This window comes from Vibrio sp. NH-UV-68, assembly GCF_042940635.1.
In the GTDB taxonomy this organism is placed as follows: domain Bacteria; phylum Pseudomonadota; class Gammaproteobacteria; order Enterobacterales; family Vibrionaceae; genus Vibrio; species Vibrio pacinii.
In genome coordinates, this window is record NZ_CP134975.1 from 322,928 (window position 1) to 337,541 (window position 14,614).

The following is a 14,614-nucleotide window of genomic DNA, read 5'->3' on the forward strand; positions in this document are numbered from 1 at the left end:
AACTCAGATTATGCGGTCATATTCATGATCAGGTAGCCTTGATAGGCAAAAAAGCAGCACAATAGTACGCCACCTTCCAGTCGATTCACGCTGCGTGATTTGCCTAATGCCATCACCACTAGTAACAGTGATACGCCGAGCATCACCCAGAAATCGCGCCCCATAGCGTATTCACTCAAAATAGCGGGATTCAAGATGCCAGGGATGCCCATTACGGCGAGAATATTAAATACGTTAGAGCCGATAATGTTCCCTACGGCCATATCATCTTCGCCTTTCATGACTCCAGCAATTGAAGCTGCCAGTTCTGGCAAGCTGGTGCCAACGGCAATGATCGTGAGACCAATCACCAGATCACTCATACCGAAGTACTGGGCAATAATCACCGAGTTATCGACTAACATCGAAGCCGAAAAGGGCAAGATAATCAGGCCAATCACAACCCACACTGCAGCCTTAATATTGCTTACGCCATCAGGCACTTCAGATGCTTGTTCTTCAAGCATTGCATCAGCGATGCCACTGGTTTTTTCTTTGTGGCTGATGCGGAGCATTGCCAAAATAAAGGCGGCAAACAAGACAAACAACAACACGCCTTCGTAGAAGCCTAAGTGACTATCCCACAATAAGACGCCAGCCAGAATGGTCACTCCAATCATTAAAGGCAGTTCACGGCGCAGTACCGCCGAACTGATTAATAAAGGTTTAATCAGCGCAGTAATCCCTAAGATCAGTGCAATATTGGCGATGTTTGAACCTAACACATTGCCTACAGCCGTGTCGGTTTTGCCTTCCAGTGCTGCTGTCGCGGAAACCATCATTTCGGGTGCAGAGGAGCCCATCGCTAGAATAGTCATACCGATAACTAAAGGAGAGATACCAATATTGCGTGCGAGTGCGGCAGCACCAAATACCAGTTTGTCAGCACTCCAAACTAAAAAGACTAATCCAATAATGAGAAACACAACGGCTTCGAGCATGATAATTCCTAATCCATATACTTCGAGAGAATTTAACCGTTAATTTTGACGGTTTGGCTATTAAAAGGGAAGCAGTTCATTCAATTAATTGTTATGCGATGATAACAAGTCAATGGAAAGCAAGTCGCTATATATTAAAGTGCTAATATTTGATTGCCTCACAATTAATTGCGCCATGCTTTAAATTCTGCATTAATGTGCTTATGATTGCCCATTGTTACTGGAACGAATAAGAGTTCAACATGGAATCTGAAGACTTAGTGACGGTAAAGCAGCTAACGTTTTCTCGCGGAGAGCGCAAAGTCTTTGATGACGTGAATTTGCGTGTGCCAAAAGGAAAAGTGACCGCGATTATGGGCCCATCAGGGATAGGAAAAACCACCCTGTTGCGTTTGATTGGTGGACAGCTTTATCCGCAGCAAGGTGAAATCTGGTTTGATGGTCATAACATTCCCTCGTTGAGTCGGCGTAAGCTCTACCAAGAACGCAAAAAAATGAGCATGTTATTTCAGTCAGGGGCGTTATTTACCGACCTGTCAGTGTTTGACAACGTTGCCTTCCCACTGCGAGAGCATACTGAGTTAGATGAAGCGTTGATCCGCACTTTAGTGCTGCTTAAACTTGAAGCTGTTGGACTACGCGGCGCGGCGCAGCTTATGCCGAGTGAGCTATCTGGCGGCATGGCAAGACGTGCTGCGTTAGCTCGCGCGATTGCCCTTGATCCCGCCCTTATTATGTTTGATGAACCTTTTGTTGGCCAAGACCCTATCACTATGGGGGTACTGGTTGAGTTGATTCATAAGTTGAATCAAGCTCTGGGGGTAACGGCTATTGTCGTGTCTCACGATGTGCCTGAGGTGATGAGTATCGCTGACTGGGTGTACATTCTAGCCAACGGAAAGGTGGTGGCGTGTGGGACGCCAGACGAGTTACGTGACAATCTAAACCCACAGGTACAACAGTTTCTTAAAGGCAACGCGGATGGACCTGTGCCATTTCGTTATCCAGCCCAGCCGCTCGCTAAGGATCTCTTTTCATAATGGTAAATTTAATTGATATCGTCGCCTCTGTTGGCCGTCGATCCATGTCAGTCTGTGAGTCCTTTGGTCGCGCCAGTTTAATGTTGTTTGGCGCTTTATCTAGTCGACCACAGCCCGTTAAAAATTTCCCGTTACTCGTAAAGCAACTGTATAGCGTTGGAGTACAGTCGTTACTTATTATTGTCTTGTCAGGGCTATTTATTGGCATGGTATTGAGCCTACAAGGTTACGTTATCCTTGTGGATTTTGGTGCCGAAGGGGCATTGGGTCAGATGGTGGCGCTGTCTTTGTTAAGAGAGCTAGGCCCGGTGGTTACGGCTTTGCTTTTCGCTGGGCGAGCTGGGTCAGCTTTGACGGCTGAAATCGGTTTGATGAAGGCCACTGAGCAGCTGTCGAGTCTGGAAATGATGGCGGTTGACCCATTGAAACGCGTGATCGCCCCGCGTTTTTGGGCTGGGATAATCTCGATGCCACTGCTGGCGATGATTTTTACCGCGGTGGGCATTTGGGGAGGTCAATTGGTGGGTGTCGATTGGAAAGGCATTGACTACGGGAGCTTTTGGTCTGCGATGCAAGCCTCGGTTGAGCTCGGCCAAGATATTGGTAACAGTATGATAAAGAGCTTTGCCTTTGCCATTACGGTCACTTGGATCGCACTATTTAACGGTTATGATGCGATTCCAACCTCAGAAGGAATCAGTCGAGCAACGACGCGTACCGTCGTTCACTCGTCATTGGCAGTACTTGGTCTAGACTTCGTACTAACTGCATTGATGTTTGGGAACTAATCATGCAACAAACAAGAAAAACAGAATTATGGGTTGGTAGCTTTGTACTTGCTGGAATTTGCGCAATTCTAGTGATGATCTTTCAAGTCGCTGACGTTAAAGGGCTTGGATCTGGTGATACTTACACCCTCAATGCCGAGTTCGATAACATTGGCAGCCTAAAGGTTCGTTCTCCAGTGAAAGTCGGAGGTGTTGTTATTGGCCGTGTGACTAATATCGGACTCAATACCGAGTCACTGTTACCTGTGGTGACGATGGCAATTAGCCGTCGCTACGATCAGTTCTCAGAAACATCAAGCGTCAAGATCCTTACTTCAGGTTTGATTGGTGAACAGTATATCGGTTTGATTCCAGGCTTTGTGTTTGAAGATGAGCAGATGCTGGTCGATGGAGACTACATTGAAGATACCAAGTCGGCGTTAGTATTAGAGGACTTGATTGGACAAGTACTATATAGCGTTGGTGGCTCGGACAGTGAATAAGGAGCAATATATGTTAAAGAAGTTAGTGCTTACTCTTTTTACTTTGTTGGTGGCATTTGGTATTAGAGCGCAAGAGGTTGACAAAACGCAGCCGTACCAGATGATGACAACGGTTGCCGAGCAAGCGTTTCAACGTTTGAAGGCCGAGCAAGAACGTATCCATCAAGACCCTGAATATTTAAAGGTGATCGTAGAGCAAGAGTTGATGCCGTATGTTAACGAAAAGTACGCCTCACTTAAGCTGTTAGGTCCGAATTTAAAAGGCGCTAAGCGCGAAGATGTGATGAGATTTATTGTCGCCTTTCGCGCTTATTTAGTGACGTCCTACGCTCAGGTGTTGACTCAATATAGCGACCAGGTGATCGAGTTCGCCCCTGAACCAAAACTTGATCCAAATAAGAGTATCACAAGCATCAAGGTCGATATCATTGATGCACCTCGACCGAATATTAAGCTGGAGTTTAAACTGCGCCGTGATAAAAATACCGGTGAGTGGCAAGCGTTCGATATGATTGCGGAAGGGATTAGCCTACTGTCGAGCAAGCAATCTGAGTGGAGTACTAAGTTACGTCAAGATGGAATTGTTGCCGTAGCTGATGAACTTGAACAATTGGCTAAGCAACCGATTCGTTTCGAGAAAAAGAGTGATGAGTAATTCACAATGGCAGACAAGTGGCCAGCATCGTTATCTGCTCAGTGGTGATTTAGACCGCAATAGTGTCCCTGCGTTATGGCGGATTCTTAAACAGCAAACCTTTCCCCAAGGTGAGGTCGTCGTGTCGCTGGATCAGGTAGTTCGTGTCGACTCTGCGGGTATGGTTATGCTGATTCATTTAATAGAGCATGCAAAAAAACAAAACTGTCATATAATGCTCAGTTTCGTGCCGGATGAACTGCACACATTATTTCAGTTGAGCAATGTTGAACAGTTCGTTGCTGAGCATTTAAAGAATACAACAGGGGTGAATTGTGGATAACGCAAAAGTACAACAGATTTTGAATGATGCTCTGCATCTAGCAGAGTTACATGTCAAAGGTGAAGGCAGCCATTATGAAGTAGTTGCTGTTGATGCTTGTTTCGATGGAATGAGTCGCGTTAAGAAACAACAGCTAATTTATGCACCACTGATGGAATACATCCAAAGAAATGACATTCACGCTGTTTCTATCAAAGCTTACACTCCAGATGAGTGGGCTCGTGATAAGAAGTTGATGTCACTGTAAGGTTTTAGAATGGAAAAGTTTCGAGTAATTGGCTCTAAAAAGCCTTTAGTGGGTGAAGTCACCATCTCAGGTGCAAAAAACGCCGCCCTACCTATTTTGTTTGCGTCAATATTGGCTGAGGAGCCAGTAGAAGTCGCCAACGTACCGCGTTTGCGTGACATTGACACCACGATGGAGCTGTTAAAGCGCCTTGGTGCCAAGGTTGAGCGTAATGGTTCAGTGCATGTTGATCCCAGTAGCATCAATGAATTCTGTGCGCCATACGATTTAGTCAAAACCATGCGAGCTTCTATTTGGGCTCTTGGTCCTCTTGTGGCACGTTTTGGTCAAGGTCAAGTCTCATTGCCAGGTGGTTGTGCGATTGGTGCCCGTCCGGTTGATCTGCATATTCATGGTCTAGAGCAATTAGGCGCTACGATCACACTAGAAGATGGTTATGTTAAAGCGCACGTTGATGGTCGCCTTAAAGGCGCACACATCGTGATGGACAAAATCAGTGTTGGTGCGACGATTACAGTGATGTGCGCAGCGACGTTGGCTGAGGGTACTACGGTACTTGATAATGCAGCGCGTGAGCCTGAAATTGTTGATACCGCTGATTTCCTCAATAAACTGGGCGCGAAAGTAACGGGTGCTGGTACTGATACCATCACCATTGAAGGTGTAGAACGTTTAGGTGGTGGGCAGCATTCCGTTGTTGCTGATCGCATTGAAACCGGAACCTTTCTTGTTGCGGCTGCGGTTTCTGGTGGCAAAGTGACGTGCCGTAACACTAAGGCGCATCTACTAGAAGCGGTACTGGCAAAGTTAGAAGAAGCCGGAGCGCTGGTGGAATCTGGAGAAAACTGGATTTCGGTTGATATGACCGATCGCGAGCTAAAAGCGGTGACCATCCGCACTGCGCCTCATCCGGGTTTTCCAACGGATATGCAAGCGCAGTTTACCTTGTTGAACCTGATGGCTAAAGGTGGCGGTGTCATCACTGAAACCATCTTCGAAAACCGCTTTATGCATGTTCCTGAGCTTATGCGTATGGGAGCGAAAGCCGAGATTGAAGGCAATACCGTGATTTGTGGTGATGTTGAAGAGCTCAGTGGTGCACAAGTGATGGCAACCGATCTTCGTGCTTCAGCCAGCTTGGTTATTGCTGGCTGCATTGCTAACGGCGAAACCATTGTTGATCGTATTTATCATATCGATCGTGGTTACGATAAAATCGAAGATAAATTGTCGGCTCTTGGCGCAAAGATTGAACGTTTTCGCGATTAACGATAAAATGAGCTAACGCTTGTAAGCCGAAACGCGAGTTTCGGCTTTTTTATGACTATCCGATCAGTTAGAGTTCCGACCAACGATTGATCCTCTCTGTTCTTGGAGACCCCAATGATTGCACTATTACGTGTATTGGCTGTTGCGATTTTTGCAATTGTGATGTTTGTGTTTGGTTGCGGCTACTGTTTGTTAAGCCCCCGCAACCCTAAGCACGTTTTTACCTTTGGCCGCCTCTTTGGCAAGATGTCGCGAGTATTCGGGATTAAGCTTGAACTACGTATTCCACCAGACGCCTACCAACGCGGTCAGCATGTTTATGTTGCTAACCACCAGAATAACTGGGACCTGTTTACCGTTTCTTCTGCAGTGACACCTAAAGTGGTGACTGTGGGTAAAAAAAGCCTCGCTTGGATGCCTCTATTTGGCCAGCTTTACTGGCTAACAGGTAATATCTTAATTGATCGTGGCAATCGCTCCAAGGCAAAAGGAACGATAGACCAAGTCGTGGACAGTTTGAACAGCAGTGATGTCTCGGTGTGGATGTTCCCTGAAGGAACCCGTTCACGCGGGCGTGGCTTACTGCCATTTAAAACCGGCGCCTTCCACGCGGCGGTTGGGGCTAAACTACCGATTATTCCTATTGTATGTAGCTCGACCGCAGGGATTAAGCTCAACCGTTGGAACAATGGTCATGTTATTGTTGAAATGCTGCCACCAGTCTCTGTAGAAGGCTACAGTAAAGAGAATGTTCGCGCCCTAGCGAACCTCTGCCGTGAGCAGATGAAAGATAAGCTAGAAGCGTTAGACAAAGAAGTCGCGATGCTTAATCAACAGCAAGGTGTGAAGGCGTAGGAGGGGAGCTTTAAACTACGGCGAATACTTAGCTTATAAACACGGATTACAGCCCTAGTCGAAAGACTGGGGCTTTTTATTGCCTATTTGAGGCCATAAAGATGTGAGGTGCTACAAGTGATTGGTTGAGCGCTGTTTGCCGACTCTATTAACCGTACTCAGGTTTGACTAACTGGACTTCTATTAACAGGACTTTTATTAACGGAATTAAGAGTAGGGCGATGGCAATCAGTGGATACAAAAAAAGCCAAGTCCGAAGACTTGGCTTTGAATGTGGCTCCTCCTGCTGGGCTCGAACCAGCGACCTGCGGATTAACAGTCCGTCGCTCTACCAACTGAGCTAAGGAGGAATTATTCGTTTGCGAGCTTTCTTCTTAAAAGAAGAAATGGTGCCGACTACCGGAGTCGAACTGGTGACCTACTGATTACAAGTCAGTTGCTCTACCTACTGAGCTAAGTCGGCACACTAAAAGTGGCTCCTCCTGCTGGGCTCGAACCAGCGACCTGCGGATTAACAGTCCGTCGCTCTACCAACTGAGCTAAGGAGGAATTGTTCTTTTTAAATAATGGTGCCGACTACCGGAATCGAACTGGTGACCTACTGATTACAAGTCAGTTGCTCTACCTACTGAGCTAAGTCGGCGCACTATTATTTTGCTATATTGTTCGTGCAAGACACCAACAATTAATAAACTGTGGTGCCCGGAGGCGGAATCGAACCACCGACACGAGGATTTTCAATCCTCTGCTCTACCGACTGAGCTATCCGGGCAACGAGGTGTATTAAAATGCTTTTCGTGTTTTAGGTCAACACTAAAATGCAAAAAAAAATATCGTTTGTTGTTTTTCTATACTTAATGGGCTGTTTTTATCCATTTTGACTAAGAAGTGTATAAAGGGCAGTAGCACTGATAACTCATCACTAAGCAAATAGTTTGCTTTGAACATCAAAAAAGCACGCGAAAAGGCGTGCTTTTGCGGCTCCAAGAGCGTCTAGTGTTTAACAGTAAATTTACTTACCCAGCTTTCCAGTTCGTTGGCGAGTTGAGTTAGGCTTTGGGTGCTATTGTGGCTCTGAGTCACCACACCACTGAGCTGGTTACCGCTCTCCTCGATTAAGTTAATACGCTGCGAAATATCGTCACTGACTTGAGTCTGTTCAGCGGCTGCAGTGGCAATTTGATGGCTCATCTGAGAAATTGATTCTAAAGCGATAACGATCTGTTGCAGTGCTTCCGAGGCGTTTTGTGATTCTACGACAGTACTTTCGCTGGTTTCGGCACAGACTTCCATTGTCTGGATGGCGTTGCGAGAGCCTTGTTGTAGATTAGTGATCATCTCTTGGATCTCTTTGGTGCTGTCTTGAGTGCGACCTGCTAGGTTGCGAACTTCGTCAGCAACTACGGCAAAGCCGCGCCCTTGCTCACCAGCGCGTGCGGCTTCGATGGCAGCGTTGAGTGCGAGTAAGTTGGTTTGCTCGGCAATACCACCAATTACATCGAGAACTTTCACTATGCTATTAACATTGTTATCGAGCTCGGCTACCGCTTTACTAGCCGCACCGAGTTGACTCGCTAGGCCTTGGATATTGTCGACGGTGTTATGAATGAGTTGTTGAGTATGCTGACTCTGTTTGTCGGCTTCATCAGTATTGCGCGCCGTGTCACCAGCTGAATCCGCCACATTGTTGGCAGAAGAGGCCATTTCGGTCATTGCCGTTGCTATCATCGCGGTGGATTGCTGTTGAGAGTCCGTTAGTTGAGAGATGCTCTTTGAGCGCTCTTCAACACTGGCAAGCTCATTACGCAGAGCGTGCATTGAGCCATCGAGGTTGTCGACCAATTGAGCTAAGGAGCGACTCATCTGCTGGACTGCCTCATAGATACTGCCTTGCGGGGCTTGATGTTCAAATGAAGTCTGTATTTTACCATTGGCCACTTCTTGTACGGCGCGACGGACATCTTGTGGTTCCCCACCAAGTAGAGCTAGCATGCGGCGAATCGACAAAATTAGAATGGCTAAAATAGCGGAAGCAATAATTAAACACAGTAACAGCTGCCATTGTGCGGTAGCCCAGAAGCGAGCATTGACTTCATTAAAGCCAATCCCTGTTCCCACCACCCAATTCCAGCGTGGTGTTTTTTGTGCAATCGAGAGTTTTTCTTCAATGCTGCCGTCGGCTTGTTTTTGCGTCCAGGTATACTCGACCACTTGCCCCGTTTTACGTCCGATAACGTCTTGAATTAATTGACCGACGCTGTTGCCCTTACCATCTTTAAAGTCGTGAAAGCTGGTGCCGTGTAATTGTGGGTCTAACGGTGTCGCGACAAAGGTCATGTTTTCATCGGCAACGTAAACGTACTCATTGTCTTTGTAGATATTGTTGCGTAGTAGACGAGTAGCCAGTGCTTTGGCTTGCTGCTCCTCTAAAGAACCATCCGCCGCCATTTTCTCGACTTCGGTCAAAATGCTATAGGCACTGTTAAACAGTTCGGTTACGCGTGCTTTATTATCTAAGTTACTTGCAACACGTAAGGTCCACAGACCTGTAGCCGTTAAAGCAAGTAATGCGATGAGGATAATTCCCGACAATAAATAAGCTTGTGTCTTTAGTTTCATAAAATCGCTCACAATTAGTTCACATTACACTTGGTTGAGTTCTTTTTTGACTCATTTCATCTTGCTGTCATCTTAATGTAGAACCTCTCTAGTAAATAGCAAACAGGGTTTGTTTTATGATGAGGATTAAATTTTAAGGTCGAAAAAAGTATTTTTTACATTTTTCACATACGAGTAACGGCACGATCTGAGCTGGAATAAGGGCAACGAAAAGGTAAGGTCAATTAGAGTAGAGGTTCGATGACATGCTGGAAAACAAAAAAAGCCAAGTCCGAAGACTTGGCTTTTGAAATTGGCTCCTCCTGCTGGGCTCGAACCAGCGACCTGCGGATTAACAGTCCGTCGCTCTACCAACTGAGCTAAGGAGGAACTATTTTTATATGGTGCCTCGAGGCGGAATCGAACCACCGACACGAGGATTTTCAATCCTCTGCTCTACCGACTGAGCTATCGAGGCAAAAGAATGGTGCCGACTACCGGAGTCGAACTGGTGACCTACTGATTACAAGTCAGTTGCTCTACCTACTGAGCTAAGTCGGCACACTAATATTCTTTGCTTATTCTGTTGCTGTCTAAAGACACCAACAATTAAATTGTGGTGCCCGGAGGCGGAATCGAACCACCGACACGAGGATTTTCAATCCTCTGCTCTACCGACTGAGCTATCCGGGCAACGGAGCGCTATTAAACGGATTTTCCTCTTTGCCGTCAACTTGTTTTTAGCAAAAAATTCAAAAAAGTGGCCAAGTGCTGATTATTTAAGCAAAATGGGTGGTTATTACTTACCTGAATTGAAATCTTTTTTGAATTTGGTCACTTTTTCTAAGTAACGGCGCGCTTCTGCATTCGGGTGCTTTTGGGTTAACGCCCAATAAACCTGATTTGGCTGCAGTGAGTTAAGATCGCGCATGGCACGTTTACGGTCACTCCGGTTAAACGTATTCAGTACTCCACCAGTGCCGCCGTTGTAGGCGGAAATCATACTGTACTCTAGTGATGTTGGGTTACTGACATCCTTAAGGTAACGATTTTTCAGGATGTAAAAATAAGCGGTGCCTGTATCAATATTATTCTCTGGATTGAACAGATATTCAGGACTTGGCTGTCCAGCTCTCTTTTTCACTAACTCGAAAACATCACGCCCAGCAGTTTTCGGTACAACTTGCATCAGTCCATAGGCATTGGCCCAGCTGACGGCGTAGGGGTTGAAACTGCTCTCGGTTTTAATGATCGCGTAGATCAAATCTTCTGGTATGCCATATTTATTTGATGCACGTTGAACGATGTCGGCGTATTGGTAACTACGAATTTCGAATTGCTCAGCCACCATCGGAATTTCGACATAGTAGGCTTTCTTGAAGTCGACATCTTTCACTTTGAGTTTGTTGGCAATCAGATAGTCTGCAAAGCGATTCGCGCGCCATGACCACTGAATTGCCTTGTTATCTTGGTCGACAACTTGACGATAGAGAAAAGGTTGGCCTTCCAAAGTAATCTCTTTCGACGAGAATAAATCGACATTAGCAGGATCGTCTGGAGTGAGTAACGTTGTGATGATGGCGTTTTTCAGGTGTGCTTTGGGATCGGTGGGAGAGACCGTCTCAATCGTGATCAAGCCCTTGTCGAAGTTAACCTCAGATCGGCTGAGATAGTTATCGATGTATTTGACGTAGTTGCTTTTACCGGCAAATTTGATCTCATTTCGCCCCCATCGCTTCTCGATATTGCCAGAAAAGCTACCGATTAATGAATCAAGAGCGGCAGTGTCTTTTTCAAACTGACCAGGCAATTGAGCCAAATTTTTAGCAAAGCGATTGGTGGGTTCGTAATCAACGCGATAAATGTTTTCAATAAACTCACGACTGCAGCCAGTCAGAGCAAACGCCATCAACAGGTACGTTAACTTTCTCATAGGTTTCCTAAAAAAATGACATCACTGCGGACAATGATGTCATTTCGGTTGTGCTTCTCTTGGACCTAACCTTACTCGCTAGGTGGTGTATAGCCTTCGATATGAACGTCTTTGCCTTCGAATAGGAAGTTGACCATTTCGGTTTCGATCAACTTACGGTGCTCAGGATCCATCATATTAAGTTTCTTTTCATTGATCAGCATAGTCTGTTTGTGTTGCCACTCAGCCCATGCTGGTTTAGAAATGTTGTCAAAAATACGTTTTCCTAGCTCACCTGGGTAGAGCTGAAAGTCGAGACCTTCGGCTTCTTTTTGTAGTCGGGTACAAAATACAGTGCGGCTCATAACGATTCCTTAAAATAATTAACGGTGAAGTTCATGGGGTAGGCTTTGCAGCAGTTGTTTTACTGGTGCAGCCAAACCGATCTCTTCTGGTTGAGATAAGTTATACCAAAGACCTTTGCTTGCTTCCATTATCACATCGGGTTGCTTTGATAGGTCTAGCAAAATAGGTGTGATATCGAGGTGGTAGTGACTGAAAGTGTGGCGAAAGGCGATCAGTTGTGTTTGACGCTTGATCGTTGCAGAGGTGACGCCACGCATTTCGAGAGGATGAGACAAATCAGCGTGCTGATTTTCAGGAAAGCAAAACAGCCCACCCCAAATCCCGGTTTGCGGTCTTTGCTCAAGCCAAACGTAGCCATTGTAGTGCAGCATAGCAAACCAAGTCTCTTTAATCGGTTTGTCTTTTTTTGGCTTTTTCCCCGGATAATCCAATGGATTGCCTTGTTTATTCGCTTGGCATAACGTTGCTACCGGACATAAGGTACATTTAGGTTTGCTGCGCGTACAGACCATGGCGCCCATATCCATCATGGCTTGGTTATATTTATCGACATCGACCTGAGGCGTATGGTTTTCTGCGTGTTGCCAGAGTTGATTTTCTACTTTCTTCTGTCCTGGCCAACCTTCAACGGCAAAGCAGCGCGCGAGGGTACGTTTGACATTGCCATCTAAAATAGCGTGTGGTTGTTTATGGACCGATGACAGAATCGCCGCCGCTGTTGAACGACCAATACCCGGTAAGGCATTCATCTGCTCGATATCGAGTGGAAACTCGCCGTGATATTGCTCAGCAACGGTCTTGGCGGCTTTGTGCAGGTTCCGCGCCCGAGCGTAATAGCCGAGTCCGGTCCACAAATGCAACACTTCGTCTTGCTCTGCATTGGCGAGATCGACCACAGTTGGGAAGCGCTCAAGAAATCGTTGATAGTACGGGATAACCGTTGTTACTTGAGTTTGCTGCAACATAATTTCCGACAGCCATACACTATAAGCGGTCTTATTATGCTGCCACGGTAGGCTTTTACGCCCATAATTTTCATACCACTGTAAAATGGCGTTAGCGAAAGGAGTCACGGTCTGCTCAACATTTTATATTTTTAGTCAGACAAAATTGCACCACAAATATTGGGTAAAGTACAACCGATAAACAGTAAGGATAAACGTAATAAAGTTTGTGAGCCAAGGCTAATAAGCGGCGAATTGCGCTAAAATACTTGCACCAATGACGATTCTTTGGATAATCACAATCCCTTTCAGGCGAGACCAATTTTTAAACAGGCAAAATCATGAGTGAAGTGACCACTAACGAATACAACGAAGACGGTAAACTGATACGCAAAATTCGCAGCTTTGTTCGACGCGAAGGTCGTCTGACCAAAGGTCAGGAAAATGCGATGAATGAATGTTGGCCGACAATGGGAATTGATTACCAAGACACGCTGCTTGATTGGCAACAAGTGTTTGGTAACGACAATCCCGTGGTGCTTGAAATTGGTTTCGGTATGGGCGCATCACTGGTTGAAATGGCGAAGAATGCGCCAGAGAAAAACTTCTTGGGTATTGAGGTCCACAGCCCAGGTGTGGGTGCGTGCCTTTCTGACGCTCGTGAAGCCGGCGTGACGAATTTACGCGTGATGTGCCACGATGCGGTTGAAGTGTTTGCTCACATGATTCCAGACAGCAGTCTTGCAACGCTGCAACTGTTTTTCCCAGACCCTTGGCACAAAAAACGTCACCACAAGCGCCGTATTGTTCAGCTCGATTTTGCCGAAATGGTGCGTCAAAAGCTCATTGTTGGTGAAGGCATTTTCCATATGGCGACTGATTGGGAAAATTACGCTGAGCATATGATTGAAGTGATGAACCAAGCGCCAGGCTTCGAGAATATTGCGCCAGACGGTGACTTTGTCCCTCGCCCTGAAGAGCGCCCACTGACGAAATTCGAAGCTCGCGGGCATCGTTTAGGTCACGGTGTTTGGGATATCAAATACAAGCGCGTAAAATAAACGACGCTTGTGGTAGCCGCGCCGCTGTGTTTGCAGTAACTTAGCGCTTTAAATGATGATTGCGAAAGCCAACACTTGATGTTGGCTTTTTTGACCCTAGAAGAAAATAATAATAACTAATTGATTTTTAAGGTTGATAATGAAACCAACACCAGAAATTCTTGCTGATATTCTCAACGAAGTGCGGCCGTTAATTGGTCACGGAAAAGTGGCTAATTATATTCCTGCTTTGGCGAAAGTGCCGGCGAATAAACTCGCTATCGCGGTGTTTACTAACCAAGGCCAAGTGATAAAAGCGGGCGATGCTGATGAAGCATTTTCTATTCAGTCGATCTCGAAAGCGCTCAGCCTCACTCTTGCCTTGGGCTTGTATAAGCCGGAAGAGATCTGGTCGAGAGTGGGGAAAGAGCCCTCTGGTCAAGCGTTTAACTCATTAATTCAGCTTGAGATGGAACAAGGCATCCCGCGCAATCCGTTTATTAACGCCGGGGCAATTGTGGTGGCTGACTTGCTCAATAGTCGCCTTTCTGCGCCGCGTCAGCGTTTGTTAGAGTTTGTGCGCCAGCTTTCTGGTGATACTCATATTTGCTACGACAAAACCGTGGCAGCCTCAGAAATGATGCACAGTGACCGTAACGCGGCGATTGCCTATTTGATGCGCTCGTTTGGTAATTTTGAAAATGAAGTCATTCCGGTGTTGAATAATTACTTTCATGCCTGCTCGCTGAAAATGAGCTGTGTTGATCTGGCGAAAACCTTTAGTTACTTGGCCAACAAAGGAACGTCGGTACAAACGGGTAAAGCCGTGATTACCGCAACGCAAACTAAGCAGCTTAATGCCTTGCTCGCGACATGTGGCTTGTATGATGGTGCTGGTGAGTTTGCATATCGTGTCGGTATGCCGGGTAAGTCAGGCGTCGGTGGCGGTATTATAGCCATCGTTCCGGGTGAAATGACCATCGCGGTTTGGTCACCAGAGCTTGACCCATCAGGCAACTCATTGGCGGGTACCAAAGCGTTAGAGCTATTGTCCGAGCGTATCGGCCGCTCGATATTTTAGCCTGAAGAGAACGCTGCGCAGATGCTTGCGCAGCG

The 14,614-nt window shown here is 46.2% G+C and carries 15 protein-coding genes and 9 tRNA genes; 10 read left to right on the plus strand and 14 right to left on the minus strand.

Annotated features, from left to right (window positions below; translation table 11 throughout):
* Nucleotides 1-8: 8 nt before the first annotated feature.
* Complete coding sequence (locus tag ViNHUV68_RS01555; protein ID WP_038173613.1) at nt 9-980, minus strand: calcium/sodium antiporter; 972 nt, start codon at nt 978-980, stop codon at nt 9-11.
* Between the two features lie 242 nt (nt 981-1,222).
* On the opposite strand from ViNHUV68_RS01555, the gene mlaF reads away from it, so the two are divergent.
* The 8 genes from mlaF to ViNHUV68_RS01595 all read left to right on the plus strand — a co-directional run bounded on the left by mlaF (nt 1,223) and on the right by ViNHUV68_RS01595 (nt 6,638).
* A complete protein-coding gene (gene mlaF, locus ViNHUV68_RS01560; RefSeq protein ID WP_391089005.1) occupies nt 1,223-2,020 on the plus strand; it encodes a phospholipid ABC transporter ATP-binding protein MlaF in 798 nt (265 codons plus the stop codon).
* Nucleotides 2,020-2,808 (plus strand): lipid asymmetry maintenance ABC transporter permease subunit MlaE, encoded by a 789-nt coding sequence (mlaE, locus tag ViNHUV68_RS01565; RefSeq protein WP_038173615.1) that lies wholly within the window; start codon nt 2,020-2,022, stop codon nt 2,806-2,808. Before mlaF ends, mlaE begins: the two co-directional genes overlap by 1 nt.
* Before the next feature lie 2 nt (nt 2,809-2,810).
* On the plus strand, nt 2,811-3,290 hold the full coding sequence (mlaD, locus tag ViNHUV68_RS01570) for an outer membrane lipid asymmetry maintenance protein MlaD (protein ID WP_038173616.1): 480 nt from the start codon (nt 2,811-2,813) through the stop codon (nt 3,288-3,290).
* Nucleotides 3,291-3,300: 10 nt separating this feature from the next.
* Nucleotides 3,301-3,945 (plus strand): phospholipid-binding protein MlaC, encoded by a 645-nt coding sequence (gene mlaC, locus ViNHUV68_RS01575; protein WP_391089007.1) that lies wholly within the window; start codon nt 3,301-3,303, stop codon nt 3,943-3,945.
* Nucleotides 3,938-4,267, plus strand: a complete 330-nt coding sequence (locus ViNHUV68_RS01580) for a lipid asymmetry maintenance protein MlaB (RefSeq protein WP_038173620.1) — start codon at nt 3,938-3,940, stop codon at nt 4,265-4,267. Before mlaC ends, ViNHUV68_RS01580 begins: the two co-directional genes overlap by 8 nt.
* The gene (ibaG, locus tag ViNHUV68_RS01585; RefSeq protein WP_038173622.1) at nt 4,260-4,514 is read left to right on the plus strand and encodes a BolA family iron metabolism protein IbaG; all 255 of its coding nucleotides are present in this window, start codon (nt 4,260-4,262) and stop codon (nt 4,512-4,514) included. The genes ViNHUV68_RS01580 and ibaG overlap by 8 nt, the downstream gene beginning before the upstream one ends.
* A 9-nt stretch (nt 4,515-4,523) precedes the next feature.
* Nucleotides 4,524-5,783, plus strand: a complete 1,260-nt coding sequence (murA, locus tag ViNHUV68_RS01590) for a UDP-N-acetylglucosamine 1-carboxyvinyltransferase (protein ID WP_391089010.1) — start codon at nt 4,524-4,526, stop codon at nt 5,781-5,783.
* 114 nt (nt 5,784-5,897) lie between these two features.
* Nucleotides 5,898-6,638: a 1-acylglycerol-3-phosphate O-acyltransferase gene (locus ViNHUV68_RS01595; protein ID WP_038173625.1), complete on the plus strand. Its 741-nt coding sequence runs from the start codon at nt 5,898-5,900 to the stop codon at nt 6,636-6,638.
* Nucleotides 6,639-6,912: 274 nt separating this feature from the next.
* On the opposite strand, the gene ViNHUV68_RS01600 is transcribed toward ViNHUV68_RS01595, so the two are convergent.
* The 13 genes from ViNHUV68_RS01600 to mutY form a co-directional block, all read right to left on the minus strand.
* Nucleotides 6,913-6,988 (minus strand) — tRNA-Asn (locus tag ViNHUV68_RS01600).
* 37 nt (nt 6,989-7,025) lie between these two features.
* A tRNA-Thr gene (locus ViNHUV68_RS01605) sits at nt 7,026-7,101 on the minus strand.
* Nucleotides 7,102-7,111: 10 nt separating this feature from the next.
* Nucleotides 7,112-7,187, minus strand: a tRNA-Asn gene (locus ViNHUV68_RS01610).
* 18 nt (nt 7,188-7,205) lie between these two features.
* Nucleotides 7,206-7,281, minus strand: a tRNA-Thr gene (locus tag ViNHUV68_RS01615).
* Between the two features lie 53 nt (nt 7,282-7,334).
* Nucleotides 7,335-7,410: transfer RNA gene (locus ViNHUV68_RS01620), tRNA-Phe, on the minus strand.
* Nucleotides 7,411-7,631: 221 nt separating this feature from the next.
* Entirely contained in the window at nt 7,632-9,257 is a 1,626-nt protein-coding gene (locus ViNHUV68_RS01625) for a methyl-accepting chemotaxis protein (protein WP_038173626.1), read from the minus strand.
* 293 nt (nt 9,258-9,550) lie between these two features.
* Nucleotides 9,551-9,626 (minus strand) — tRNA-Asn (locus ViNHUV68_RS01630).
* 12 nt (nt 9,627-9,638) lie between these two features.
* Nucleotides 9,639-9,714: transfer RNA gene (locus ViNHUV68_RS01635), tRNA-Phe, on the minus strand.
* A 7-nt stretch (nt 9,715-9,721) separates the two neighbouring features.
* Nucleotides 9,722-9,797, minus strand: a tRNA-Thr gene (locus ViNHUV68_RS01640).
* A gap of 56 nt (nt 9,798-9,853) precedes the next feature.
* Nucleotides 9,854-9,929, minus strand: a tRNA-Phe gene (locus tag ViNHUV68_RS01645).
* A 106-nt stretch (nt 9,930-10,035) separates the two neighbouring features.
* The gene (gene mltC, locus ViNHUV68_RS01650) at nt 10,036-11,169 is read right to left on the minus strand and encodes a membrane-bound lytic murein transglycosylase MltC (protein WP_038173627.1); all 1,134 of its coding nucleotides are present in this window, start codon (nt 11,167-11,169) and stop codon (nt 10,036-10,038) included.
* A gap of 71 nt (nt 11,170-11,240) precedes the next feature.
* Nucleotides 11,241-11,513: an oxidative damage protection protein gene (locus tag ViNHUV68_RS01655; protein WP_038173630.1), complete on the minus strand. Its 273-nt coding sequence runs from the start codon at nt 11,511-11,513 to the stop codon at nt 11,241-11,243.
* 18 nt (nt 11,514-11,531) lie between these two features.
* Nucleotides 11,532-12,587, minus strand: a complete 1,056-nt coding sequence (mutY, locus tag ViNHUV68_RS01660; protein ID WP_391089013.1) for an A/G-specific adenine glycosylase — start codon at nt 12,585-12,587, stop codon at nt 11,532-11,534.
* Nucleotides 12,588-12,799: 212 nt separating this feature from the next.
* Between mutY and trmB the strand changes: the two genes are divergently transcribed.
* Both trmB and glsB read left to right on the plus strand, forming a co-directional pair.
* A complete protein-coding gene (gene trmB / locus ViNHUV68_RS01665; protein WP_391089015.1) occupies nt 12,800-13,519 on the plus strand; it encodes a tRNA (guanosine(46)-N7)-methyltransferase TrmB in 720 nt (239 codons plus the stop codon).
* Nucleotides 13,520-13,658: 139 nt separating this feature from the next.
* Entirely contained in the window at nt 13,659-14,579 is a 921-nt protein-coding gene (gene glsB, locus ViNHUV68_RS01670; protein ID WP_391089017.1) for a glutaminase B, read from the plus strand.
* Nucleotides 14,580-14,614: the final 35 nt, after the last annotated feature.

Coding starts and splice junctions, on each gene's coding strand:
- ViNHUV68_RS01555 (WP_038173613.1), bottom strand. CDS start 980: ATGCTCGAAGCCGTTGTGTTTCTCATTATTGGATTAGTCTTTTTAGTT.
- mlaF (WP_391089005.1), top strand. CDS start 1,223: ATGGAATCTGAAGACTTAGTGACGGTAAAGCAGCTAACGTTTTCTCGC.
- mlaE (WP_038173615.1), top strand. CDS start 2,020: ATGGTAAATTTAATTGATATCGTCGCCTCTGTTGGCCGTCGATCCATG.
- mlaD (WP_038173616.1), top strand. CDS start 2,811: ATGCAACAAACAAGAAAAACAGAATTATGGGTTGGTAGCTTTGTACTT.
- mlaC (WP_391089007.1), top strand. CDS start 3,301: ATGTTAAAGAAGTTAGTGCTTACTCTTTTTACTTTGTTGGTGGCATTT.
- ViNHUV68_RS01580 (WP_038173620.1), top strand. CDS start 3,938: ATGAGTAATTCACAATGGCAGACAAGTGGCCAGCATCGTTATCTGCTC.
- murA (WP_391089010.1), top strand. CDS start 4,524: ATGGAAAAGTTTCGAGTAATTGGCTCTAAAAAGCCTTTAGTGGGTGAA.
- ViNHUV68_RS01595 (WP_038173625.1), top strand. CDS start 5,898: ATGATTGCACTATTACGTGTATTGGCTGTTGCGATTTTTGCAATTGTG.
- ViNHUV68_RS01625 (WP_038173626.1), bottom strand. CDS start 9,257: ATGAAACTAAAGACACAAGCTTATTTATTGTCGGGAATTATCCTCATC.
- mltC (WP_038173627.1), bottom strand. CDS start 11,169: ATGAGAAAGTTAACGTACCTGTTGATGGCGTTTGCTCTGACTGGCTGC.
- ViNHUV68_RS01655 (WP_038173630.1), bottom strand. CDS start 11,513: ATGAGCCGCACTGTATTTTGTACCCGACTACAAAAAGAAGCCGAAGGT.
- trmB (WP_391089015.1), top strand. CDS start 12,800: ATGAGTGAAGTGACCACTAACGAATACAACGAAGACGGTAAACTGATA.
- glsB (WP_391089017.1), top strand. CDS start 13,659: ATGAAACCAACACCAGAAATTCTTGCTGATATTCTCAACGAAGTGCGG.